Annotated in this window: 19 protein-coding genes; 4 read left to right on the plus strand and 15 right to left on the minus strand. The window is 33.3% G+C overall.

Annotated features, from left to right (window positions below; genetic code table 11):
- The first annotated feature begins 70 nt into the window (after positions 1–70).
- Positions 71–907 (plus strand): 23S rRNA pseudouridine(2604) synthase RluF, encoded by an 837-nt coding sequence (gene rluF, locus ABTV69_RS01205; protein ID WP_433833539.1) that lies wholly within the window; start codon positions 71–73, stop codon positions 905–907.
- Positions 908–939: 32 nt separating this feature from the next.
- Here the strand turns inward: rluF and ABTV69_RS01210 are convergent, their stop codons facing one another.
- The 11 genes from ABTV69_RS01210 to ABTV69_RS01260 all read right to left on the minus strand — a co-directional run bounded on the left by ABTV69_RS01210 (position 940) and on the right by ABTV69_RS01260 (position 15,390).
- Entirely contained in the window at positions 940–2,328 is a 1,389-nt protein-coding gene (locus ABTV69_RS01210; RefSeq protein WP_433833541.1) for a DUF4153 domain-containing protein, read from the minus strand.
- A 58-nt stretch (positions 2,329–2,386) separates the two neighbouring features.
- A complete protein-coding gene (locus ABTV69_RS01215; RefSeq protein ID WP_433833543.1) occupies positions 2,387–2,677 on the minus strand; it encodes a winged helix-turn-helix domain-containing protein in 291 nt (96 codons plus the stop codon).
- Between the two features lie 4 nt (positions 2,678–2,681).
- A complete protein-coding gene (locus tag ABTV69_RS01220) occupies positions 2,682–3,296 on the minus strand; it encodes a hypothetical protein (protein WP_433833545.1) in 615 nt (204 codons plus the stop codon).
- A gap of 624 nt (positions 3,297–3,920) precedes the next feature.
- A complete protein-coding gene (locus ABTV69_RS01225) occupies positions 3,921–4,847 on the minus strand; it encodes a magnesium transporter CorA family protein (RefSeq protein WP_433833547.1) in 927 nt (308 codons plus the stop codon).
- 252 nt (positions 4,848–5,099) lie between these two features.
- Positions 5,100–5,987 carry a bifunctional 5,10-methylenetetrahydrofolate dehydrogenase/5,10-methenyltetrahydrofolate cyclohydrolase gene (locus ABTV69_RS01230; protein ID WP_433833549.1) on the minus strand — a complete coding sequence of 296 codons (888 nt, stop codon included), beginning with the start codon at positions 5,985–5,987 and terminating at the stop codon, positions 5,100–5,102.
- 148 nt (positions 5,988–6,135) lie between these two features.
- Positions 6,136–7,497 (minus strand): signal recognition particle protein, encoded by a 1,362-nt coding sequence (ffh, locus tag ABTV69_RS01235; RefSeq protein WP_379693076.1) that lies wholly within the window; start codon positions 7,495–7,497, stop codon positions 6,136–6,138.
- Between the two features lie 346 nt (positions 7,498–7,843).
- Complete coding sequence (locus tag ABTV69_RS01240) at positions 7,844–9,526, minus strand: MBOAT family O-acyltransferase (protein WP_433833551.1); 1,683 nt, start codon at positions 9,524–9,526, stop codon at positions 7,844–7,846.
- 1 nt (position 9,527) lies between these two features.
- Positions 9,528–10,949 carry a GDSL-type esterase/lipase family protein gene (locus ABTV69_RS01245; RefSeq protein WP_433833553.1) on the minus strand — a complete coding sequence of 474 codons (1,422 nt, stop codon included), beginning with the start codon at positions 10,947–10,949 and terminating at the stop codon, positions 9,528–9,530.
- The gene (locus ABTV69_RS01250; protein ID WP_433833555.1) at positions 10,946–12,424 is read right to left on the minus strand and encodes an SGNH/GDSL hydrolase family protein; all 1,479 of its coding nucleotides are present in this window, start codon (positions 12,422–12,424) and stop codon (positions 10,946–10,948) included. The genes ABTV69_RS01245 and ABTV69_RS01250 overlap by 4 nt, the downstream gene beginning before the upstream one ends.
- Before the next feature lie 272 nt (positions 12,425–12,696).
- On the minus strand, positions 12,697–13,296 hold the full coding sequence (locus tag ABTV69_RS01255) for an HmuY family protein (protein WP_433833557.1): 600 nt from the start codon (positions 13,294–13,296) through the stop codon (positions 12,697–12,699).
- 27 nt (positions 13,297–13,323) lie between these two features.
- Positions 13,324–15,390: a TonB-dependent receptor plug domain-containing protein gene (locus ABTV69_RS01260; protein WP_433833559.1), complete on the minus strand. Its 2,067-nt coding sequence runs from the start codon at positions 15,388–15,390 to the stop codon at positions 13,324–13,326.
- Between the two features lie 105 nt (positions 15,391–15,495).
- Between ABTV69_RS01260 and ABTV69_RS01265 the strand changes: the two genes are divergently transcribed.
- On the plus strand, positions 15,496–16,398 hold the full coding sequence (locus ABTV69_RS01265; protein ID WP_433833561.1) for a DUF6607 family protein: 903 nt from the start codon (positions 15,496–15,498) through the stop codon (positions 16,396–16,398).
- Between the two features lie 70 nt (positions 16,399–16,468).
- Here ABTV69_RS01265 and ABTV69_RS01270 read toward each other — a convergent pair whose 3' ends face one another.
- Together ABTV69_RS01270 and argS are read right to left on the minus strand one after the other, a co-directional pair.
- Entirely contained in the window at positions 16,469–17,176 is a 708-nt protein-coding gene (locus ABTV69_RS01270; RefSeq protein WP_433833563.1) for a hypothetical protein, read from the minus strand.
- 524 nt (positions 17,177–17,700) lie between these two features.
- A complete protein-coding gene (gene argS / locus ABTV69_RS01275; RefSeq protein ID WP_433833565.1) occupies positions 17,701–19,479 on the minus strand; it encodes an arginine--tRNA ligase in 1,779 nt (592 codons plus the stop codon).
- Between the two features lie 332 nt (positions 19,480–19,811).
- Here argS and ABTV69_RS01280 point away from each other — a divergent pair, with 332 nt between their 5' ends.
- Positions 19,812–22,232: a TonB-dependent receptor domain-containing protein gene (locus tag ABTV69_RS01280; protein WP_433833567.1), complete on the plus strand. Its 2,421-nt coding sequence runs from the start codon at positions 19,812–19,814 to the stop codon at positions 22,230–22,232.
- Positions 22,233–22,326: 94 nt separating this feature from the next.
- Here the strand turns inward: ABTV69_RS01280 and ABTV69_RS01285 are convergent, their stop codons facing one another.
- Together ABTV69_RS01285 and ABTV69_RS01290 are read right to left on the minus strand one after the other, a co-directional pair.
- Positions 22,327–22,998 (minus strand): copper homeostasis protein CutC, encoded by a 672-nt coding sequence (locus tag ABTV69_RS01285; RefSeq protein WP_433833569.1) that lies wholly within the window; start codon positions 22,996–22,998, stop codon positions 22,327–22,329.
- 140 nt (positions 22,999–23,138) lie between these two features.
- A complete protein-coding gene (locus ABTV69_RS01290) occupies positions 23,139–24,146 on the minus strand; it encodes a 3-oxoacyl-ACP synthase III family protein (protein ID WP_095929390.1) in 1,008 nt (335 codons plus the stop codon).
- 264 nt (positions 24,147–24,410) lie between these two features.
- Between ABTV69_RS01290 and ABTV69_RS01295 the strand changes: the two genes are divergently transcribed.
- The gene (locus ABTV69_RS01295) at positions 24,411–26,822 is read left to right on the plus strand and encodes a prolyl oligopeptidase family serine peptidase (protein ID WP_433833571.1); all 2,412 of its coding nucleotides are present in this window, start codon (positions 24,411–24,413) and stop codon (positions 26,820–26,822) included.
- Positions 26,823–26,900 lie beyond the last annotated feature (78 nt).

The following is a 26,900-nucleotide window of genomic DNA, read 5'->3' on the forward strand; positions in this document are numbered from 1 at the left end:
CACAGTTTTTCAAAAAATCTAAAATCTAAAATCTGAAGTCTAAAATTTAAATTTTGCCTACTTTTGCAGTATGGAAGAAAATTTAAAACGCCTGAATAAATTTATTGGAGAAACTGGTTATTGTTCTCGTCGTGAAGCGGATAAACTGATTGACGAAAAACGTGTAACAGTAAATGGTGCTGTGGCTGAAATGGGAACTAAAGTTTCGGCTGATGATGAAATACGCATAGACGGAAAATTAATCGTTGAAAAAAACGAAAAAATGGTTTATCTGGCTTTCAACAAACCAGTCGGAATTGAATGTACGACCAATTTAGAAGTTAAAAACAACATTGTTGACTATATCAATTATCCGAAACGTATTTTCCCAATTGGACGGTTGGATAAAGCCAGTGAAGGTTTAATTTTTATGACTAATGACGGTGATATTGTAAACAAGATTCTTCGTGCAAGAAACAATCACGAAAAAGAATATACGGTGACGGTAAACAAACCCATTACAGAACGTTTTATCCAAAGAATGGGAAATGGTGTTCCGATTTTGGATACGGTTACTAAGAAATGTAAAGTAGAACAAATTAGTAAATTTACTTTCAAGATCATTTTAACGCAGGGATTGAATCGTCAGATTAGAAGAATGTCTGAATATTTGGGTTATGAAGTTACGGCATTGAAACGTATCCGAATTATCAATATTTCATTGGATGTTCCTGTTGGAAGATATCGAGATTTAACCGATGACGAAATAAAAGAACTAAATCAGTTAATTGAGCCTTCCAGTAAAACGGAAGAGGCAAGTTTCCCTAAAGTCGAAAGTTCGACTTCGAGTGCTGCCACTCCAACTAGAAGAAAAAATTTCATTTCAAAACATGATCCTCGATTTAAAAAAAGAGGAGATAATAAATAAAAAATTGCCATTCAAATGAATGGCATTTATTATTATTTCTTTTTATCCAAAAACTCATAGTATAAAGCTTTAGATAAAAAGCTAGCATCTTGATAATTTGAAATCATTTCTTCTCTCACACTTTCAGCATACTTTCCGTTTAAATTATTCTTTTCGAAATATGTTCTTCGAGCGCCATCATTAAAATTTAATCCGCTTAAGAAAACAGGCTCTACTCCTTTGTTTACAGAGATATTGTAGTTGGTAATTAAATTGCCCCAGTTTACATAACTGCATAGAAGAATCGTTCCGTAGAAATACCAAAGCATTTGATTGAATAGAAAAGCGTTTGTTTTTTGTTTGTTTATTTTCTGAAATGAAACTATTAATCCGATTATCGCTAAAATTAGAAAAGCGTAAACTCCTAGCCTTTTATAAGTTAAACCAAAATAAGAAACGTACTCTGAGTTTTTAATAATGGCGCTAACAATTAAAACAACATTTAGTCCAAGCCAAACTTTAGCTAGTGTTTTTAAAGATGAAGCTTGTTTATCAAAATTAAAACCTCCTTTAAAGTAAAACATAATAACTCCAACAGCCATTAAGATTGAAAAAATTACAGCATTTACTCGTTCGTGTGTATCTGCGCTTAGATTTGTTTTTTCTACTACTTCAAAAAACTGTTCGTAATTGTAAGTTGCGATAAAAACCAAAAGCATTATGTTTAAAAGAAATAAGGTAATTACACCGCTTTTTCTTTCGAAATCCAAATCTAAGAATGAAAAAGTACTTTCATTCTCCACTTCAGAAATATTGCTGAAATCATTATTTAATTTCGGATTGTATTCATAACAAGCATCTGGAACCCAATAATTCCAAAAACTGAAAGAAATATAAAATCCTAAAATACTGATTCCGATTAATTGCGGTACATCGATATCTAACTCGTAATCTGTAAATAATGAAGAGAAATGATCGCTTCCGAAAGAATACACGATAAAAAACAATCCGAGAAAGATAATTGGAATCAAAACAAAGGCCACTAGCTTTTTAGCAAAATCGTTGTGGATTTTTCGTTCTGGCAACCATTGATGAAACATAAATATTCTCCCTACAGAAGTAAATCCGTTTAAGGCTATGAGCGGAAAAACCTGAATCATTTTGAGTTCTCCATCTTGGGTTTTAAATTGCAGAAACAGAATTGATAAAGCTAAAGCAAAAAACGAAGCTGCATCTCCGTACCAAGCAAAGGCAAAACAAGATAAAATAGAGGTCATTACAAGAACCAAATGTGATCTGTCGACAAACTTTTCCTGAAAGAAATAACTAATCAAGAGCGTTAACACTACGCCGAAAATAGAAATGTTGATTCCGACAGATTCATTGTAAAAAAGCAGTAAAAAAACTGCTGCACAAGCTAAGATAATTTGATGTTTTTTCATGATTTTAAATTTAAAAGTACTTTGCAATTCAAAGTTTTTGGATAAAAAAATAGTGTTATTAAAATTTCATTAATTTTTCAAGGTAAGATAAGTGTGCTTTAAAAGCTGCACGCCCCAAATCGGTTACTTGATAAGAGGTTCTTGGCTTTTTACCCACAAATTCTTTTTTTACTTCGATATAACCTGCTTTTTCAAGCGCAGAAGAATGACTCGCTAAATTACCATCGGTGATATCCAAAAGCGCTTTCATCTCAGTAAAATCTACCCAGTCGTTAACCATCAGAACGGACATAATACCCAGTCTGACACGGCTTTCAAAATCTTTATTTAGTTTATCAATAATTCCCATTGGGTTATTTGTATTTTTTGAACATCACTAATCCATATACGATGTGCAGGATTCCGAACCCTATAATCCAGAAAATCAAACCATATCCTATATTAAAAAGTGCAATACATCCTAAAATCAGTTCCGAAAAACCAAGATATTTAATGTCTGAAAATGTATATTTTTCTGCGTTTACAACTGCAAGTCCGTAAAAAATTAATGTTGAAGGAGCCACAAAACCAAAGTGTCCATAATATATTAAAGCCAGACAAAATATTCCGCCAGTAACAAGTGGCACTGCCAAATGAAACAGCATCTTTTTTGTTGCCGAAGTCCAAATTGGCAAATTGTATTTTCTGCTTTTTCTAACGGTAAAAAAGGCCGCAAATACTAATGCAACAACCATAATTATGATTCCGATCCAGAACAATTCCGAAACTAGATTGGTAGAATACAACCTATGCCCATCGTTTAAATAATCGATACCGTTTACTTTGAAAAGCTGGTAAACATAGATTCCGCCAATTAAAGCCGAAAGACCCGCGAAAACTCCTGAAAGTCCGCTTAATGATATAAATCTTGAAGAGCGCTCCATCATGGAACGAATATGTGCTAAATCTTCTTGGTGCTTTTGATTCATAATTAAAGTACTTTGCGTTACAAAGTTATTGTTTATTTTGAATTGGCAAATAAAAAAATGATTTTATTTTATTCACGGCATGATAATAATTCATTTTGCATCCAGATAAATTATATAATCCCTACGGGATATTTTCTATCGGGAACTTTTTCTACCGATATTTAATTCCTAGCGGAATATATTGCCGGAATGAATATTCTTCTACCGATATTTAATTCCTAACGGAATATATTGCCGGAATGAATATTCTTCTACCGATATTTAATTCCTAACGGAATATATTGCTGGAATGAATATTCTTCTACCAATATTTAATTCCTAGCGGAATATATCATCGATGTACTCTTCAATATCTCGTAGAGATTAAATATCGGTAGCTATAGATTTACGATAGTTTTTTGTCCCATAGGGACTTCACCTTTAATACCATTGCAAAAACAAGTGTTGAAGTAATTACAAACGCGTGAGGGATAGAAGCTAGCTACCGAAGTAGCGCGGATAGCCCGACCCTATTTTGCGAATGGCGCGAATGAGCGCAAAGATTGGTGCGCCATTTGCAAAATAGGGTCACGCCCAAATTATAAAACGAAAAAGCCTATTCTTAACGAACGGGCTTTTGTTATTTTAGAACCATCTTCTGCGTTTGAATAAAAATACCCCGAAAGAGGAAAGTATTATAGAAATCAAAAGTAGAATCCAGATTCCGTATTTGCTTTCTTCTAGTCCGTTTGGCACGTTCATTCCGTACAAACTTGCAATTAATGTTGGGATCATTAAAATGATAGAAATCGAAGTCATCTGCTTCATAATATTGTTCATATTATTGGAGATTACAGATGCGTAGGCATCCATCATTCCGGTCAAGATGTTGTTATAAATATTGGCTGTGTCTTGCGCCTGATTCAATTCGATTTCGACATCTTCTAACAATTCTGGATCGTAACTGGCTTTGTGTGCTTTTAAGTTTTTGATTCTTTGAAATAAAACATCATTTGCTTTTAGCGAAGTGATGAAGAATACAAAGCATTTTTCGATTTGTAACAATGCTTGCAATTCTTCATTTTTGATCGATTTCTCTAAGTTGTCTTCGGCCAATTTTATTTTGTGATTGATTTGTTTTAGATACTTCAAATACCAAACACTTGATGACAAAAGCAATCTAAGCACCAAATTGAAATTGTCTTCGATTTCGATGTTTTTGCGTTGCGAATACGAGACAAAATCGGCAATGATTTCTGTTTTATAGAAACTGATGGTTACGCAGATATCCTCTTTAAAAATGATTCCGAGCGGAACTGTGTGAAAAGGAATTTTGACATCGCCGCTTTTTATCGGAATGCGCATAATAATTAAAGTCCAACCGTCTTCGATTTCGATACGAGGTCTTTCGTCAATATCCTCAATATCATTGTAGAATGCTTCGGGAATTTGAAGTTCTTCTAGTAAATATTTTTTGTCTGATTCTGTTGGAGATTCGATATGAATCCAGCAATTTGAAGTCCATTTTTGGATTTCTACCAATCCGTTGTTGTTTGTGTAAAAGGCTTTCATTTCAAAATACAGGGTTTTATCGCAGCATTTTGAAATTCAAAAGCTGCTTTAATTAAATACTAACGAATAATAATCGTCCATTTGGAGAAGTGTTTTTTTAAGTGGTGCAAAAGTATCCTTTATTTTTAAGAACCAAAACTTTAAACTATTAATTATATATTAAAACAGTACTTTTGATCAGGTTTTTTTAGAAATACATCAATAAAAAAGCCTGTTCTAACGAACAGGCTTTTCAGTATTTTAATGCTATAATTATTTGTTTCTTGCACTTCTCATTTTGCGTGCTAAAAGTGTATTTTTAAGCAACATTGCAATTGTCATTGGCCCTACTCCACCTGGAACTGGTGTAATGAATGATGCTTTTTTGCTTACTCCGTCAAAATCAACATCACCTTTAATAACGTATCCTTTTGCGTTTGATGCATCTTCTACACGAGTAATTCCAACGTCGATCACGGTTACTCCTTCTTTCACCATATCGGCTTTTAAAAATTCTGGAACTCCTAAAGCAGTAATAATGATATCAGCATTTTTAGTGAATTCTGCCAAATCTTTAGTTCTACTGTGAGTTAAGGTAACTGTTGAGTCTCCAGGATTTCCTTTACGGCTCATTAAAATACTCATCGGACGTCCTACGATATGGCTTCTTCCGATAACTACTGTATGTTTTCCTGCTGTTTCAACTTTGTAACGCTCTAACAATTCCATAATTCCGAATGGCGTTGCTGGAATAAAACTTTCCATTTCAAGAGCCATTCTACCGAAGTTAGTTGGATGGAATCCGTCTACGTCTTTGTCAGGATCGATTGCTAGCAAGATTTTTTGCTCGTCGATATGTTTTGGCAACGGCAACTGAACGATATATCCGTCAAGGTTATCATCTTCGTTCAATTCTTTGATTTTTGCTAAAAGCTCGTCTTCTGTAATCGTTTCTGGCAAAGCAACTAAAGTTGAATCGAAACCAATTTCTTGGCATGATTTTACTTTGCTTCCTACGTAAGTTAAACTTGCTCCGTTATTTCCCACTAAAACCGCTGCTAAATGAGGTACTTTCCCTCCAGCTGCTTTTATAGATTGAACTTCAAGAGCAATTTCATTTTTAATGTCGTTAGATGTTTTTTTACCGTCTAGTAGTTGCATTGTGTGTTGTTTTGTTTCAGGTTTTAATTTTTGTTCCAAGTTTCAGGTTTCAAGTTTAAAGTTGAACACGAAACTCACATATATTGAATTAAAAAAGTTTCAAGTTTTGGTCTCATAACTTGAAACCTGAAACTTGAAACTCTTTTTATTATTTTGGCATTCCCGGCATTCCACCTGGCATTCCTTTCATACCTCCCATCATTTTCATCAGATTTTTTCCTCCTGGGCCTTGCATCATCTTCATCATCTTACTCATTTGATCAAACTGCTTCATCAGCTGATTTACTTGCTCGACTTTGGTTCCCGAACCTTTTGCGATTCTGGCCTTTCTTTTTACGTCGATAATGGCTGGTTTGCTTCTTTCTCCTGGCGTCATCGAATAAATGATCGCTTCGATATGTTTGAAAGCGTCGTCTTCGATTTCAACATCTTTCATAGCTTTTGAAGCACCTGGTATCATTCCAACCAAGTCTTTCATGTTACCCATTTTCTTTACTTGCTGAATTTGCGTTAAGAAATCGTCAAAACCGAATTCGTTTTTAGCGATTTTCTTTTGAAGTTTTCTTGCTTCTTCTTCGTCAAATTGCTCTTGAGCTCTTTCAACAAGAGACACAACGTCTCCCATCCCTAAGATACGCTCCGCCATACGTTCTGGGTAGAAAACATCAATTGCTTCCATTTTCTCTCCAGTACCAACAAATTTGATTGGTTTGTTTACAATCGATTTGATTGAAAGCGCAGCTCCACCACGAGTATCACCATCTAATTTCGTTAAGATAACTCCATCAAAGTTTAAGATATCGTTGAAAGCTTTTGCCGTGTTTACAGCATCTTGTCCTGTCATAGAGTCTACAACGAACAATGTTTCTTGCGGCTGAATTGCTTTGTGCACACGGGCAATTTCGTCCATCATTTCCTGATCTACTGCCAAACGTCCTGCTGTATCGACGATAACAACATTGAATCCGTTTGCTTTAGCATGTTTGATTGCGTTTTGAGCAATTTCTACAGGATTTTTATTTTCTGGTTCTGAGTAAACCTCAACACCTATTTGGTCTCCCACAACATGCAACTGATTAATCGCCGCTGGACGGTAGATATCACAAGCTACAAGTAATGGTTTCTTGTTTTTCTTTGTTTTTAAGAAGTTAGCTAATTTTCCAGAGAAAGTCGTTTTACCAGAACCTTGTAAACCTGACATCAAAATCACTGTTGGATTACCTGAAAGGTTTACGCCAGCAACGTCTCCACCCATTAATTCGGTAAGTTCGTCTTTTACTAACTTAACCAATAATTGTCCTGGCTGTAATGTTGTCAATACATCCTGACCAATTGCTTTGTCTTTTACTCTTGCTGTAAAATCTTTAGCAATTTTAAAGTTAACATCGGCATCAAGTAACGCACGACGCACTTCTTTTAAAGTATCGGCAACGTTTACTTCTGTAATTTTACCGTGTCCTTTTAATATATGGAACGCTTTATCTAACTTATCGCTTAAATTATCAAACATATCATTTTCTTTATTTGAAGTGCAAAGATAATCTAATTAGATATTTCAGGCAATTTTTATTTAGGTGCATTTAACCGCAAAGTTCGCAAAGGTTTACGCAGAGAGCGCAATGCATTTTTGCTCGCAAAGTCGCTAAGGCGCAAAGTTTATTTCACGCTCCCGATAGTTATCGGGATAAAAAGATTTAAGGAGATTACTATTTACATCCTAAAAAATTAAATCTGCCAAATCTGCGGAATCTGCGAGGGGAAAAAACGTAGCGTCTTAATACCTTTTTGGCAAAAACAAAAAAAGGCGCAACGAAAAAACCTCTGCGCCTTTGTATCTATGTCCCTTTGAACCTTTTTTAGAATTGAAAGTAAATGAAAGGCTGTGAACCTGCCACTGCTGTTGCGTAAACTATCCAATAAACAAATCCTAAGATTATGGCTTTGATTAATAAAGGTGTTTTGTCGAAAACAGATTTCATTCCGTTTGTGAATGAGTCTGGCAAGAAATGCCAAACGTAACCAAACAACATTAATCCGAATACATTTTTATACCCTAGAACAATTGTTTTCCAAAGTTCTGGTTCGAATGTTAACTGGCCAATATTATTAATTACTTGTAAAGCTGTTTCGAAATCTCTTGCGCGGAAGAAAATCCAACAGAAAACCACAAAATGGAATGTGATTAGGATAGAGAAAAATCGCCACAAGAAATTTGGACTTTTGTCTTTCTTTGAAGGAAAGAATTCCATGAATATTTTATGAACTGCTAAAGCTAATCCGTGTAGTGCTCCCCAAACAATAAACTGCGCTCCCGCTCCGTGCCACAAACCTCCTAAAAGCATTGTAGTAAACAAATTGAAATTGGTTACTAAGGTTTGTTTTATTTTGCTTGAAAGTAAAAATGACAAGGCAAAAATCAAAATACTTACTCCAGCAATGATAAGCGGAATTATACTTTCATTATAACAAGACATTCCCCAAAGCAACAGTCCGAAAAAGAATAAACTTGGAAATAAATATCCTGCAAAAGAACCAGATCTGTTTCCTCCAATCGAAATATATAAAAAGTCTTTCAACCAAGTCGAAAGCGAAATGTGCCATCTTCTCCAGAAATCGGTAATCGAAGTAGACTTATACGGAGTTCTAAAGTTGACTGGCAATTTAAATCCAAGCAATAAAGCAATACCAATTGCCATGTCTGAATATCCAGAGAAATCACAGTAAATTTGAATGGCATATCCGTAAGAAGCCATTAAATTTTCAAACGAAGTATAACTCATTGGCGTATCAAAAACACGGTCAACAAAGTTTACCGATATGTAATTTGAGATTACCGTTTTTTTAATTAATCCACCGATAATCAAAAACAAACCGTTGTTTACATCTTGTCTGGTAAGATTTAATTTTTGATAAATCTGAGGCAAGAAATCTTTTGCGCGTACAATTGGCCCGGCAACTAATTGCGGGAAAAAGGAAACGAAGAATAAATACTCAATATAATTCTTTGTTGGCTTGATTTCTTCTCTATAAATCTCAATAATATAACTCATCGATTGAAAAGTATAGAACGAAATTCCAACAGGAAGAAAAACATTATGAAGTGCAAAATTACCGTGAAACATATCATTGTAAGTCACAATAAGAAAGTTCATGTATTTGAAATAGCCCAAAAGCGCTAAGTTCAAAATCACACTTATCACCAAGTATAATTTTTTAACACCATCTCTGCTTTCTCTATAAATAATCTGACTCAAACCATAATCTACAACAGACGACAGCAATAGCAGAAGGAAATAAATTCCACTTGATTTATAGTAAAAGAAAAGTGAGAAGAGAATAACATACGTTAATCTCAAATAAAATGTTTTGCGTAAAAAACCGTACACAAAATAGAAAACCAGAAATAAACCTAAGAATAAACCGGTATTGAATAAAAGTTTTTCGTCGGGATCGTAAACAAACCAACTCTTAACTTGTTCTATCGTAATTGCACCAAAGTTTTGAATAAACCAATTATTAATGCTCTCTATTGTTGTCAACTTACTTCTTTAATTTAAAATTATCGTATGATTTTAAAAATGCCTGAGTAAACAAATTTCCTTGTTTCTCATATCCCTTTTTTGAATAATGAACCCAATCTGGCCCAATTAATCCTTGTATTTTTAATTGTCTAATGCCGCTCATTCCGCCAAACTCATCGTATAAATCCCAAACGGCAAGACCATCTTTTTGAGCTATATCGATAATTTGTTTTGTATAATCATCGATATAGGTATTGGGTTTTCTTCTTAGTAAAGATGGCGGCGGTGTCATAACAATAATTGGCGCGTCTATTTTCTGTGCTCTTATATTACTGATAAACTCACGCAATTCAATAATATACTTTTCTGCACTTAAGTGATCGTAACTCTCATTTGTTCCTAACGAAAAAACCAATAAATCGGGATGCAACGATTTCAGTTGATCAAAGAATAAAGGGTATTTATTATAATCTGAAAATTTAGCTCCATTTACCCCAATACTACTGTAAATTAATCCAGGAGCATCTTTTTCTAAAACAATTCCGTTTAGCTCATAATCTTTTGCTTCTTTGTTTGGAATCAAGAAAATTCGACTTAAAGCATTTTCTGAATTATAATAATGCGAATAAGAATCCGATTCCATTGCTAAAGGAACAAATTCAGACATTGAAATGGTCTTTTGTCTTGTTTCCTTTATCGCAATTTTTAAGGTTCTTCCCGCACGAATATTATTCGATTTTAAATGATTGTCTCTTTTAATTTCAGCAACCGAAACATTGTATTTGTCTGCAATGGTTCCAAGCACTTCACCTTTTTTAATTTTATGTGTAATGACTTTTGGCTCTGTCGTTTGGATCGAATTGATTTTAGACGAAACTGCCAGATCAAACATATTCTGATTCTGAGGCGTAATTATTTTTATTGTATTGAATTTGTAAGCTAGATCTTTTACATTCATCTCCATTACAAATCCGCCAGAATCTCTCCAAAGTCCAATTCCGCTTAATCCAACCGGATTGCCTTTAACTGGGTAAATATTTCTATAGCTTTCCCAAGTTCTGTTCGATTTAAACCGCTCGTTGTAAGAACCATTAGTTCTGGCCAATTGATACGGAAATACTAAACCGCGTCCTCCATTACCAAATTTCTGCTGCAGTTTTTTTCTGATTTCATTGGTCATCAAATCACCTTGAATGTGCGAATCTCCAATATGCACGATATTGATTTTTTGATTCTTTTTATCTTCATTTTTTTCCAATTTCTGAAAAAAATCGCTTAGCACTTTTGCATTATAAAATTGACCATCAGAAGGCGCATCAATTGTTGCTGAATCTGTTTTATGAATCATACTTTTTGGTGTTGGATCTACGTCTGTTTTTGGAGTTTTTTCATTTGTTGCACAAAAAAGACAACAAAAGAAAAAAATAAGTTTGTTTATCATACACTATCTTTTGTTACTGAAACGGAATCGGGTCTGGCTTTTCTTACCGGTTTTGGCTTAGTCCCCTCAGCATCTCTTTTTTGTCTGAGTACTTTATATTCTTCGTATCCTTTATTCAATTGTCCGTATAGCAAATTACCAATTGCTTTTGCACCACGCTGGTTAAAGTGCGTGTAATCTTTGTTTGCTTTCGCTGGAGCTTCATCTACCCATTTAATCATAGAACCATCCCCTCCCATCAAAGTATACAAGTTAACAAATCCAGCTTGCGATTCAAGTGCATAATGTTTTTGTGCTTTCATTAATGGAACTACGGCAGAATCGGTTTTCATTTCCAAATCATATTTGGTCGATTTATCAGCGGTAGAAACAATTAAAATAGAAACTCCTGGGAAAGATTCTTTTATTTTGTTTACAGTTTTCGTCATTCCTTTTTCATACCAAGAATAATTTTTGGTTCCGTAATTTAAAACGTTAGTTCCATAGTGCAGAATAATCAAATCGTATTTTAAGCTATTATTAAAAGCTCTCATTACATCTGCATTGAACATCGAAATTGGAAGTCCAGAATTTCCTCTCTGAGAGAAATTATCTACGTGAACTCCTGCTCCATTGTCAAAATTAAATCCGTAAATCGGAATAGAATCTGCTTGAACAAAGTTGGCTTTGAAAGCTTTTAAACTCCCTGATGAAACTTTTAATGTGTTCACTAAATTATTTGGCGAAAGACTTTTCTTGATCGTATCTTTTCCGATAATGAAATTCACTTTTCCTGTTTTAGACGAACGTCCATAAAATAAGGTTGCGTTATCCAAAGAAGTCGAATATTTGTTCAGTCCAGCTTCATATTGAACCCAAGTTGAATTGGATTTATCATTGGCAAAAAACACGTGTCCGTTAACTCCAAAAGGGCTTGTTGGTCTTTTTACATTTAAGTAAGACTGCGTTTTCCAGTTTTTAGAATAAGTTGATTTTACAGAACCTCTTGAAGCAGCAGATTCCGAAGTAATAGAAACAAATCCAACACCGTTTCCACCAAAACGTTCCTGATAATTGGTACGAACATCCTGAACGATTAAATCTCCATCGGTCATAGAATCTCCGTAATAAGCGATTCTCACTTTATTTTGCGGATTTTTCTCTAACTGATATAATTTCTCATAAAAAGAAATCAGGTATTGATATCCTTTATAGTTTTCGAATGTTTCAGCAGGAAACTCGATTCCTTCTGTTTGATCAAAAACAATTTTCTGTCCGTTCAACGCCTCCTCGCTTTTAGCGATACTGTCTTTATCTAGAGAAAGTGAATCTTCGGCAACAGATTCTAAAAGCAAACTGTCGATTAATATATTTTTAGAATCTAACTTACTCTCAGAAAATATTTTATCTGGAAGGATTTGTTTAAACCCAATAAAAGCAACCAGCGCTAACGCAACGATCGCAAAAGATTGAAAAAAATAAGATTTTGTATTCACCTAATAATTATAAATATGAAGAACTGCATTCAAAAATTAAACCAATTAAATAATGGTTAACTTATTGCAGAAAAAATTTGTGCAAAGATAGAATAACATTTTATTTCTATTTCATTTTAACAAGAAAGTAGAACAAAAAAAAGAGGTTAGAAAAATCTAACCTCTTTGATCAAAAAAAAATAAAAAAAACAAAGCTAATGATTAACTAGATTTTTGATGTTTTTATTTAAAAGTACCCTCTGTAAAATAAACTATTCGAGCTTATAATTGTATTAGAATGTAGTAGTGCTATTTGGTTGGTATGCGAAATTAAAAGTATAATTTCCTGACACAGCTGTTGTTACGTCCGGAGTTGCTGGCGCATCTTTATAATAGCTTAAAATTTCAAATTTAGCGTATTTACCGTCGTGCGTTTTTACCACAAATACTTTCCCAGCAATTGGTGAAACAATATGCGTTGTCATATTATAAGAATACCATCCATTTCCGCTTCCTGTAGGAATGGCGTAAGCTGCAGTACCATCCTGAGCAAAAGTTGACGCAACCGGAAATAATGTTACACCTGCAAATGTACCAGAAACAATACTGATTGCACCAGATCCTGTTCTTGTTGGTTCTGCTTCTGTTTTTTTAGTTCCTCCATTAACAAGAATTGTTGTTGTGCTGAAAGCAATATCCCAGTTATCATTGGTAACTACTTTGTTCTCAGAAAAACTAAACTTTGTATATGTTCCCGCTGTTGCTGCGTCAAGGTTAGAAACTTTTGTAGTTACAACCGGAGGTATTGTATTATCATCGTTATCATCGCTGCTACAAGATGCTGTAGAAATGAATAAAGCTAATAGTGAAAGTTTTAAGAAATTTGTTTTCATTTTGTAAAGGTGTTAAATAAATGTTGATTAAAAATTATATTGAATTCGTGCAAATAGCTGCCTGCCTGCCAGGTTGCCAATTTGAGTTGGGTCTGTAAAATCAAATAAATTATTGGCTCCTGCTTGAAGCATAAATTTATCGCCGATATATTTTGAAACTGATAGATTTGTTAAGAAGTAACCGTCAACAAATGTGTCGTATTTGTCAAGGATTTGGTTTCCATTAGTATCAAACATTCCGTATTTGCTTCTGTAAAAAACACGTAAGTTGATGTCGGTTTTTACTTTCGGAATAGTGTACGCAAACTTTACATTGGCTGTATGTTTTGATCTATTATACAATCCAAAATAATCAGATTTTTTAATTTGAATGGTTTGCAAATCTGAATTACGGATGTATTGATAATCTTGAAAATTATCTAGAACAGATTTGTCTTTTGCTGTTAAAAACTGATATCCAAATGATACCGATAATTCTTTTGTAAAATCATAAGTTGAGTTAAATTCTAAACCATAAGTAAAGATTTTACTGATGTTAAAATAACTGAAGACATTCTGTCCATTAGTTTTTTGAGCTACGACACGAGTATCGATCAGATTTTCTATCGAATTATAGAAAGCATTTACGTCTAATTTTAATTTATTTTTCTTGTAAAAAGTTCCCAAATTCACGTTTATCGAACTTTCTGGCTGCAACGGATCGCTAAAATTTACTCCATCTACTCTAGACAAAAGCTGTCCTTGTTGTTCTAATTGATTTAAGCGATCTTCAGCAACATTGTATCCCAAAACAGTATATCCAACCGATGGATTTGTAAAGTCAAAATACAACTGACGGAAATCTGGCGCTTTATATCCGTAACCTACAGACGTTTTTAGAGAAAAATTTTCATTTACCTTATAGTTAACAGCTAGTTTTGGACTAAACTGCGAAGCATATTCACTATGATTATCATATCTAAATCCAGCAAGAACATTCCATTTATCCGTTGGGTTATAATCATATTGCAGATAAATATATTGCGAATTAAAATTGACTTGTTTCTCAAAATAAGTTCTATCCAAAGTCTCGTAACTTATCCCAACTCCACCAGTTAGTTTATCATTTTTTAATGAAAGTGTCGTTCTAACCTCTGGTCGAATTAACCATTGATTATAGTAAGCACTCTCAAAAAGAACATTATTCTGATCTTTCAGAAAGGAATCATTTTGGTAATTTGTCGCATAAAATTCATATTCAGAATACACTTTTGAACTCCATTTATGCTCAAATTTCAATTGCGAATTCCATTCTTTCTCTTTTGCATCTCCGCTATAATTTTCAGCATCTATTATTGCTCTATTATCCATTTTCATATCATAAAAACGGTTATTCACAATCATTTTTAAATTCTCCGAAAAATCATAATATATTTTAGGTTGAATAGTAAAATTATAAAATGGCTCTACATTTTTTAACGGTGTACTTTTGTCTAAATCATAACCATCTGTAGAATAAAAATTAGCAAAAAGGTTAGCCGCAAACTTTTTCTTTTTCCATAGCAAATTAGTATTAGCATCACTCGTATTAAAACTTGCGTATCGATAAGAGAGACTTCCCGAAAACATATCTTTTTTAGGCCTTTTTGTAATGACGTTTATCACTCCTCCCATTGCTTCAGAACCATACAAAGCAGAAGAGGCTCCTTTAACAATTTCTATTCTTTCTATATTCCCCACTGAAACCCTTGACAAATCCAAAACACCGGAACTTCTTCCAACTAATGGCACTCCATCAATTAAAATCATGGTATAAGCAGCATCCAAACCCTGCATTTGAATTCCTTCAAAACCACTTTCGTCAGGAATCAAAATAATACCGGTTTGTTCGCTTAAAATTTCATTTAACCTTGTAACACCAGACTTCATAATTGCTTCAGATGTAATAATTGTCATTGGCAAAGGCAATGACGAAAGCACTCTTTCTGTTCTTGTTGCAGTAGTAACTTTAACTTCCGATAATTCATTTGTCTTAACACTATCTTTTTTAATCTCCTGTGAAACAGAAATTTGACAAAAAATCGCAACAGCAAAAACAGTAATTTTAAATTTCATTATTTTTATTCAGTCTTAATAATCGATGCAAATATATAACTATTTTTAATTGTTCTAAATAAAATTTATATATTTGCGAAAAATTTAAAAACAAAACAATAAGTTATGATTTCAAAACACCTTTTTTTATCGGCCGCTATGGCTTTAACATGTGGTCTTGGTTTTAGTCAGGACAAGAAACAACAAGACATAAAATCAATAAAATCGATGTGCGGTTGTTATGAAGTGAAGTTTAATTTCACAGAAACTTTCTCTTACCCAAAAGATTCTCTTACTTATAAACCTTCTGAAACCAAACATGAATCGGCTTTAGAATGGGTAGAATTACTAGAAGACACTCCAAACAAAATTGTAATGCAGCATTTATTGATTGTTAGCGACGATATGATTATCAAACACTGGAGACAAGATTGGTTATACGAAAACACAGACTTATATACATTTGACAAAGGCAATACTTGGAAATATAAAAAGCTAGACAAAAAAGCGGTAAAAGGACAATGGACTCAAAAAGTATATCAGGTAGATGATAGTCCAAGATACGAAGGCTCTTCAACATGGGTTCATGTTGACGGGCAAGATTATTGGGCAAACGTTGCCGATGCACCGCTACCAAGAAGAGAACAAACAAAACGTAACGATTATAACGTTTTAAAAAGAAGAAACATCCACGAAATTACTGCTACAGGATGGAATCATGAGCAAGACAATGACAAATTAGTTCGTGACGATGCTGGAAAAGATGTTCTTTTAGCTCAAGAAAAAGGATTTGATGTTTACACTAAAGTTCCAGACGTAAAATGTATCGCGGCTCAAAAATGGTGGGTAGCAAACAATGCTCTTTGGAAAAATGTTCGTGATAAATGGCAAACTCTTTTTGACAGACATAAAGATCTTAACTTAGAAGCTAAAGTAGACAGAAAAGCACTTTACTCTTTATTATTTGATTTAAAACCAGATACTGCAAAAGCAGAAACAGATAAAATCATTGACAAATTTGTTAAGTAATTAGAATTAGTTGTTATAAAAAAGGCCTGAAGTTTTGAGACTTCAGGCCTTTTTTCATTTGATATTTCAATTACTGAGCACACTCAGAATATGTAATAGCATGTTTTGTTAAATCAGTCCATTTTGGATCTGCTGCAGATGCTGAGATTAATTTGTCGCATCCACCCCATAATTGAGTAAATTCTTTTTTGTATTCTTTTTTCTTTAATAAAAATGCTGGTGCATCTTTTTTAGCAACATAGTAAGATTTAGCATCTCCACCTACAAATTTTACACCACCAACCCCTAAAGAAGTAGTTTCTTTTGCGTAAGGATCACAGTAGATCTTAAATTCTTTACTAAATGCAGGGTTCAAAAGTTGCATTAATAGTTTTGAAGTTTTCTTTTTGATTTTTACTTCAGCAGTTTCAAAATAGGCATAACCTTCTTTAAGATATTCTTGGTTCAATTTGTCATCGTTCCATTTTTGATAATCTGAAATAAAATCTAATTTTTTTCCTAAATTATCCAATCCGCTTGGTGGCAAATACATGAATTTAATATCTTCTGGTTTTAGTTTGTGTTTCTTCCCAGCTTCGTCTTGTAACTTAATAAATTCAATTAACCCTTTATCTCTATCAATATCTTTGATAATTCCACTTATTTCAGTTCCGTCAGCTAAAGTGATGTAAGCTGTTTTTTTGTGTGAAAATCCATAAGAAGGATTAACTAAATCTTGTGCATTTACTGCTGAACATGCCAAAAGAAGCATCATAAAAAGTAAAGTTTTTTTAATCATTTGTTTTTGGGTTTAAAATTTTGCCTACTCTTACGATTTTCGGCTTCCTCGATTTATTTTATACTGACACCGATAGTCTTTTTACTTGATTTACTGGCACTTCCATAAAAAAAATAACCAATTATTTCCTACCGTAAACATACTTATAAAATTGATACATACAAATCTTGTTAATACATTTTTACACGAAAATACATCTTACTTTAATTGGCAAAATTTTAAATATAAAAAAAGCTGGCATTCAGTATTACCAGCTTTTTATTTATGCACATTCATCTTCTTTGAGCCTCTTTTTTGATGGAATTAAACACACCATACCATTACAATGAAAAATTGAGATCTTTAGAAATTTAAACTATCCTGAAGGCATTTTCGATCCTATTCTGAGAAAGAAAAAACGAGTAAGAATTACAGCTAAAGAACAAAAATCATCTAAAAAAGTAGGCTGTGCACGACCTAAAAAGCAATAAAAAAAGCCAATAGTTTTAAACTATTGGCTTATACTTTTGGCAGTATTTACAATGTTACATTCTCTCTGGAACTTCAATTCCTAATAATTGGAATGCAGATTTAATTACTTCGGCAACTTTTTGAGATAGTTGTACTCTGAATATTTTTTTTGTTAAATCAACTTCTCCTAAGATATGTACTGACTGGTAAAATGAGTTATACTCTTTTACCAAATCATACGTATAATTTGCGATCAAAGCTGGACTATGATTTTGAGCGGCATTTTGAATTACTTCAGGGAAAAGTTCGATTTGTTTTACCAACTCCTTCTCTTTTTCGTGCAATTCCTCTATTTCGATTTTGTTAGAAAAATCAAAATCTGCTTTACGGATAATTGACTGAATTCTCGCGTAAGTATATTGAATAAACGGACCTGTATTTCCAGCAAAATCTACAGATTCTTCTGGATTAAATAAGATACGTTTTTTAGGATCTATTTTTAAAATGTAATATTTCAAAGCTCCTAAACCAATTGTCTTATACAACTTCGCTTTTTCTTCATCAGAATAGCTGTCTAGTTTTCCTAAATCTTCTGAAATTTGTTTTGCAGTGTCTGTCATATCCTGCATTAAATCGTCTGCATCTACAACAGTTCCTTCACGGCTTTTCATTTTTCCAGAAGGCAAATCAACCATTCCGTATGATAAGTGGTATAGATTTGAAGCCCAGTCAAAACCTAATTTTTTCAAGATTAAGAATAACACTTTGAAGTGATGATCTTGCTCATTTCCAACTGTATAAATCATTCCACCAACATCTGGCATGTCTTTTACACGCTGAATTGCTGTTCCGATATCTTGTGTCATATATACTGCTGTTCCGTCAGAACGCAATACAATTTTACGATCCAAACCTTCATCAGTCAAATCAATCCAAACAGAACCGTCCGGATCTTTTTCAAAAACACCTTTATCTAAACCTACCTGAACAACATCTTTTCCTAATAAGTAAGTGTTGCTTTCGTAGTAATATTTATCAAAATTAACTCCAAGATTAGAATAAGTTGTTGCGAAACCTTCATAAACCCATTCGTTCATTTTTTTCCAAAGAGAAATCACTTTTTCATCACCAGATTCCCATTTCTGAAGCATTTCTTGTGCCTCGATAATAATTGGCGCTTGTTTTTTTGCTTCTTCTTCAGTTTTACCCGTTTCGATTAAACCGTTAATTTCACTTTTGTACGCTTTATCAAACTCTACATAATATTTACCAACTAATTTATCACCTTTTAAACCAGAAGTTTCAGGAGTTTCTCCGTTTCCGAATTTCTCCCAAGCCAGCATCGATTTACAGATATGAATTCCTCTGTCGTTAATAATTTGAGTTTTGTATACTTTTTTACCAGAAGCTTTTAAAATCTCCGCAACAGAATATCCTAACAAGTTGTTACGAACGTGTCCTAAATGCAAAGGTTTATTAGTGTTTGGAGAAGAATATTCTACCATAACCGCTTTTTCAGCTGGGTTTGAAGCAACAAATCCAAATTGTTTTTGGTCTTTTATTCCGTTAAAGAAATTTACATAATAACTGTCTGAAATAACAATATTCAAGAAACCAGAAACTACATTAAAGCGCGCCACTTCAGAAACATTTTCAACTAAATAATTTCCAATTTTATTTCCTAATTCAACTGGATTGCTTTTAGTCAATTTCAATAGCGGAAAAATCACCATTGTAATATCTCCTTCAAACTCTTTTCTAGTTGTTTGAAACTCGATTTTATCAACAGTAACATCAAATAATGCTTGTATTGCTTTTTGTATAGAAGGTGTAAGAATTTGTGATAATGACATGTAAACTTATTTTAAAGTGAGCAAAGATAATGCTTATTCATCAATTAGAGAAAATCAAAAACATATTAAATTCAAGAAAAGAGTTTCAATTTGATAAAAAAGCAGGTTTTTTAATTGTTAAAATTATCAAAAAATCAAAAGCTTAATCTCTTACAAAACAACCCATGAGAGAAATTTTAATTTTTTTTCTACATTTTTTTGTAACATATCAAAAACAAAAGAGTCTTACTTAGTGATTTCCATTTTTTGAATCTGGAAAAAAGAAAAAAAAGAAAAATTAACAAAAGCCAAATCATCATCAATCAAATCAAAAAATAATCAGCAAAAAAATCATGAAATTAAAATTCTTTCTGTTTGCGTTATTAGGGATAATCGCAACAGCACAGGCCCAGAATACTGGAAGTGTTTCTGGAAAAATTACAGAAAAGTCAAACAACGCACCAATTTCTTATGCAACTGTTTCGCTTAAAGAAAATGGAAAAGTGGTTTCTGGAGTAAATACAGATGACAATGGAGACTTTTCATTTAAAAACATTGCTTTAAAAAGCTACACAATCGAAATTCAATATATTGGATTTAAAAAATATATTGGTTCTGTGCTTTTAAGTGAAAACAGAAAAACAGCAACTGTAAATGTTAAGCTTGAAGAAGAAGCAACGCAGCTTAAAGGCGTGAATATAGTTGCTGAACGTTCAACAATCGAGCAAAAAATTGATAGAAAAGTGGTTAATGTAGGTAAAGATTTAACTACTGCGGGAGCTTCTGCATCTGACATTATGAACAATATTCCTTCTGTGAATGTAGATCAGGACGGAAAACTTTCGCTTCGCGGAAATGACAATGTTCGTGTCTTAATTGACGGTCGCCCGACGAATATAGATCCTGCTCAATTATTGAAACAAATTCCTTCAACTTCGATCAAAAAAATTGAGTTGATTACAAACCCAAGTGCAAAATACAATCCAGAAGGAATGTCTGGAATTATCAATATCATTTTGCATAAAAATGCAAATACTGGTTTTAATGGAAGTTACAGCGGTGGTATTACTTTTGGTAAAACGGCAAAATACAACCAGTCTTTAGATTTAAATTACAAAACGGGTAAAGTAAATTTCTTTGGAAATGTGGGACAAAACTTTGGAACATACCAAAACAAAGGTTTTATCCAAAGATTTGATCAAGATATTACTCAAGACATTAATGTATTGAATGATAATGATTCTTATCTATACAAAATCGGAATGGATTACTTAATTGACGACTATAACACTTTATCGATCTACACCAACCAAAACAAATCTACTGGCAAAGGTTACGTTGATACTGATATTGATTACAATGATGTGACAGGTTCTGATATTTCTAACATTTTCCAAAAATCACAATATTGGGGGCCGGACCGAGTTGGAACTTACAATTTAGCATACAAACATATCTTTAAAAAAGAAGGTCATACTTTAGATTTTGAAGCAAACTACAGTGACAATAAAGAATCTCAAAATGCTTCTTTTGACACTAAAACTACCAAAATTGACAATACGGCTTCGGGTGTTGTTTACAATGATTTTTTACAAGGTGGAAGACAGTTAAGCACAATAAACGTAGATTATGTTAATCCGTTAAACGACAAAACAACTCTTGAAGCTGGTGCAGAAGCAAGAATCACACGTACTGATAACGATTATATTACTGGAAATCCTTTGCTTCCTGTTGCAGATCAAACATCTCATTATACATACGACACCGATATTTATTCTGCTTATGTAACTTTTGGACAAAAATTCAAAAAACTAAGCTACCAAGTGGGTGCGCGTTTTGAGAGCTATAAAGTTCAGGCTAACTTAAATTACGGTCAAACTAAATTTGATGATGATTATATTACCTTATATCCATCTGCATATTTAACGTATAATTTGACTGAAAAAAATACTTTGCAATTAAGCTACAGCCGTCGTGTAGACCGTCCGAGTTTAGAGCAGACAAAACCTATTCGTGAATTTGCTACACCGTTAGTTACTTCATTAGGAAATCCTGAATTAAGACCTCAGTTTACAAATTCTGTTGAAGTTAATTATACTAAAACTCTTGAAAAAGGAAGTTTTACAGCAGGTGTTTTTGTAAGAAGCATTAATGACCAAATCAGTAGAATTTTATACCCAGATCCAGCAGATCCTAGTATGGAAAAACAAATTATGAGTTTTACCAACTACGATCATAACACAGCTTACGGATTTGAAATGTCGTTCAACTATAAAATTACAAAATGGTGGGATATTCAGCCATCTATTGATTTCTCAAGCATTAATCAGCAAGGTATTGTATTTCAATATGATCCAGCAACAAATACAAGTAATCCAATAGATAGAAAAATTACAGTTGCTGCTTTCAACGGACGTATGAACTCAAACTTTAAAGTAAACAAACGTTTAAGTTTCCTAGCTTTCGGATTTTACAGAGGTGCTACAGACGGGCTTCAAAACAACAGTCACGAAATGTACAAAATGGACATTGGTACACGCTACACATTGTTAGACAACAAAATGAACTTAAGCGTACGTTTCAATGACGTTTTCAATACGATGAAATATGCTTTTGATACCATGTATCCTTATCCTCAAGCTGGACAGTTTAAATGGGAAAGCCAAACAGTTTACTTTGGTTTAACTTACAACTTTGGAGGTGGAAAAATCAAAAACTTACAGCGTAAACAAAGAGATGATAACACTAATAAAGGTGGTGGCGGAATGTTTTAATCCCACTTCAATTAGTAGATTTTAATAGTTCTTGTAGAAAAGAAAAGCCTGGAGTATGCCAACTCCAGGCTTTTTTATTTTATTGAATTAACAATTATAAAAAATTACGCAATTCTTTTATTTCTTCTGGATTTGCTGTTTCCGAATTATCTGTAATTGCCGACGAATGGTAAAAAGTCAAATCTAATTTTTCTTGAAGCAATTTAATATTTGAAGATCGCAAACCTCCGCCTGGCATAATTTCTATTCTATCTCCTGCCAATTCTTGAAGCCTTTCTAAAGCCATAATTCCTTCTTCAACATTTATTCCTTGCCCAGAAGTCAAGATTGTTTTGAAACCGCAATCAATTACAGATTCAAGAGATTTTTCAGGATTCTTGACCACATCAAAAGCGCGATGGAATGTACATGAAAGCGGATGAGCCAAATGCACCAATTCTTTATTTTGCTTTTTATTTATTTTTCCATTTTCCTTTAAAATTCCAAAAACAAAACCGTCTACACCCAATTTTTTATATTGTTTGATGTCTTGTTTCATTTCTGTAAGTTCCTCGTCAGAATAGACAAAGTCACCTCCACGAGGTCTAATGATAACGTGCATTTTTATATTTAAACTCTCGCGAACTTTTACCACTAAAATTGAATTTGGCGTAGTTCCTCCCAATTTCATGTTTTCGCATAACTCAATTCTGTCCGCGCCATTTGCTTGAGCAATTAACGCCGATTCATAATTAAAACAAGCTATTTCTAGTTGATTTTTTTTCATTTAATAGAATAATTTCTTCTGATTTGTCGTTTCAAAAGAACAACAAAAATTGTGCAATTTATTTTTCAACACTAAAGTATAAAAAAACCTGCTCCTAAAAAGAAACAGGTTTTAAAAAATTATTATGTAAGATGATTATTTTACCATTTAATAATAGCACTTGCCCAAGTAAATCCACTTCCGAAAGCTGCTAAAACTACAGTATCTCCAGATTTTATTTTTCCTTGTTCCCAAGCTTCAGTTAAAGCAATCGGAATAGACGCTGCTGTCGTATTTCCGTATTTCTGAATATTGTTATGAACTTGATCGTCTGTTAATTTGAATTTATTTTGAATGAATTGCGAAATTCTCAAATTTGCCTGATGCGGAATCAACATATCGATATCTGAAACCTGAAGACCATTTGCTTCCAATCCTTCATTGATTACTTCTGCAAAACGAACAACAGCATTCTTAAATACAAATTGTCCATTCATATAAGGATAATAACTTTCGTCATTCGGATCATTATCTGCAATAATATCTGTTACCCAACGTGCTCCCATTCCTGGCGCTTGCAAAGCCAATTCTTCTGCATGCTCGCCTTCTGAATGTAAATGCGTAGATAAAATTCCTTTTGTTAAATCTTCTTCACGACTTAAAACTGCTGCTCCTGCTCCGTCTCCAAAAATTACAGAAACTCCACGTCCGCGAGTTGTCATGTCTAACCCTGTAGAATGAACCTCAGAACCAATAACCAAAATATTTTTATACATTCCGGTTTTAATATATTGATCTGCAACAGAAATTGCATAAACAAATCCTGAACATTGATTTCTAACATCTAATGCTCCAACTGTTCTTAAACCTAAATCTCTTTGAACCAAAACTCCAGGTCCTGGAAAATAATAATCTGGACTTAATGTAGCAAAAACTACAAAATCAATATCTTCTTTGGCTACACCAGAACGCTCGATTGCAATTTTAGCTGCTTTTACTCCCATTGAAGTCGTAGTGTCTTCTCCACGGATAATGTGCCTTCTTTCCTGAATTCCAGTTCTTTCCTGAATCCATTCGTCATTGGTATCCATTATCTTAGACAAATCATCGTTAGTCACCACATTAGAAGGAACATAATATCCTAAACCAGCTATTTTTGAATGATACATAATCTATTATTATTTATTAAAAAATTGGATTGCAAATTTACGCATACTTTAAAATATTCGTACACAAAATACTATTTTTTTCGTTATTAGCAATTTAATATAGTTTAATTCTAAAGCAACTTATACTCATTTACTTCTTGAAAAGGCAGTTTTCTGACACAAATATTGAAAAAAATGAAAAATCGTTCGTAAGATGTAACAAGACAAAAGTATCTTAGACAAACATTTTTGAACACCTATTTACAAACCCATAAAATTCAAACTATGAAATTAAAGGTTACGCTGTTTTTATTTTTAAACATAAGCTTTTTTTCTTTCGCACAAGAAAATCTAACGTATCAAAAACCTTCAAAATCTATTTTAGATTTGGCAGATTACCAAAGAGCTCCTTCTGTATCTATGGATACGAAAAAAGAAAATATGCTCTTAATGTATCGCAATACTTATAAAACACTCGACGATCTAAATCAAGACGAAGTTCGTTTGGCAGGTTTACGAATTAATCCTGTTACTAATATTTCAAGTACAGCAACTTACCTTATCAATCTTAAATTAAGAAAAATAAACGGAAAGGAAGAACTTCAAGTAAAAGGCTTGCCCGATAATCCAAAAATAACAAACATACTTTGGTCTCCAAACGACAAGAAAATCTTATTTTCTCACACTACAAATTCGGGTGTTGAACTTTGGGTTTTGGATGTAGCAACAGCACAAGCCACAAAACTTACAGAAGCTCGAGTAAACGCCAATCTTGGAAGTCCGTTTACTTGGTTTTTAGACAGTGAGACTATTTTGGTAAAAATGCTTCCTAAAAACAGACAGCCTCTTTTAGATTCTAAAAAAGATTTGCCAACTGGTCCAATTATTTCAAACACTTCGGGAGAAAAATCTCAAAACCGAACGTATCCTGATATGCTGAAAAACAAAAACGACGAAGCTAATTTTGAAAACTGCGTAACTTCTGAATTGTACAAAGTAAAACTAAATGGCGATGCGGTACTATACAAAGACGCGGCTATGTTTGCTGGCGAAAGAATCTCGCCAGATGGTAATTACATCATGCTGACAACAATTCAGAAACCATTTTCTTATGTAGTTCCTTTAAATCGATTTCCTTCTAAAACTATTGTTTATGATTTAAGCGGAAGAGAAATTAAAACCGTAAACGAGGTTCCTTTAAACGAAATTATGCCAAAAGGTTTTATGGCTGTTCGAAAAGGAAAGAGAGAAATGGCTTGGAGAAACGACAAACCTGCAACTTTATCTTATGTTGTAGCTTTAGACGAAGGAGATCCTGCTAAAAAAGTTGATTTTAGAGATGAAGTTTTCCTTTGGGAAGCCCCTTTTGACAAAGAAGCTACATCATTGGCTAAAACCCCACAGCGTTTCAGTGAAATCACTTGGGGAAATGACAATCTAGCAGTTCTTTCTGAAGAATGGTACGACACAAGAAACACCAAAACATTTTTGATTAATCCGTCAAATCCAAGTCAGCAACCAAAACTAATTACAGACAGAAATTCGCAAGACGTTTATTCTGATCCCGGAGTTTTTGAAACCAGAAAAAACGCTTACAACAAATATGTTTTGGCAATCGAAAAAAATAACCTTTATAGAATTGGCGAAGGTTATACTAAAAACGGACAATTTCCTTTTGTAGACGAATTTAATCTGGAAACTTTAAAATCGAAACGTATTTATACTTCTCCTTATAAAGATAAAAAAGAAGATATTTTAGAAATTGAAGACTTTAAAAACGGAAAAGTTTTAGTTCAAATTCAGTCAAAAACAGAATATCCGAATTACTATTTCAGAAATATCAAAAAACAAAACAGCTTAACACAAGTAACCGATTTCAAAAATCCGTTTGAAAGCATTAAAAATGTTAGCAAAGAAGTTATTAAATACAAACGTAAAGACGGATTGGAACTTTCAGGAACTTTATATCTTCCTGCAGGTTACGATAAAACTAAAAAAGAAAAATTGCCACTATTGATCTGGGCGTATCCAGCAGAATATAAGGATAGAAATAGTGCGTCTCAATCTACTCAAAATTCAAATGAATTCACTTTTCCGTATTATGGATCGTTTGTATATTGGGTTACTAAAGGATATGTGGTTCTAGACGACGCGGCTTTCCCAATTATCGGAGAAGGAACGACAGAGCCAAACGACAACTTTATTTCGCAATTAGTTGATAATGCTGCAGCGGCAATTGATGCAGTTGATGCTTTAGGATATATTAACCGTAAAAAAGTCGCTGTTGGAGGACATTCGTACGGAGCATTTATGACCGCAAACTTATTAACTCATTCTGATCTTTTTGCTTGTGGAATTGCGAGAAGCGGTGCTTATAACAGAACTTTAACTCCATTCGGATTCCAATCTGAGCAAAGAAACTACTGGGAAGTACCTGAAGTTTACAATACAATGTCACCATTTATGAATGCAGAAAAAATGAAAACGCCAATTTTATTGGTTCATGGAGAAGCAGATAATAATCCTGGAACTTTTACTTTACAGACAGAAAGATATTTTCAAGCATTAAAAGGTTTAGGAGCACCAGCAAGAATGGTTATTCTGCCAAAAGAATCTCATAGTTATGTGGCTAAAGAAAACATCCTTCATTTGCTTTGGGAACAAGATCAGTTTTTAGAGAAATATTTAAAGAATTAAACACCTCTTGATTTTAAATATAAAACCCGACAAATTTCAAAAACTTGTCGGGTTTATTTTATCATTTTAGTTAAAGAA

The organism is Flavobacterium anhuiense (assembly GCF_050990855.1).
Classification (GTDB): domain Bacteria; phylum Bacteroidota; class Bacteroidia; order Flavobacteriales; family Flavobacteriaceae; genus Flavobacterium; species Flavobacterium anhuiense_C.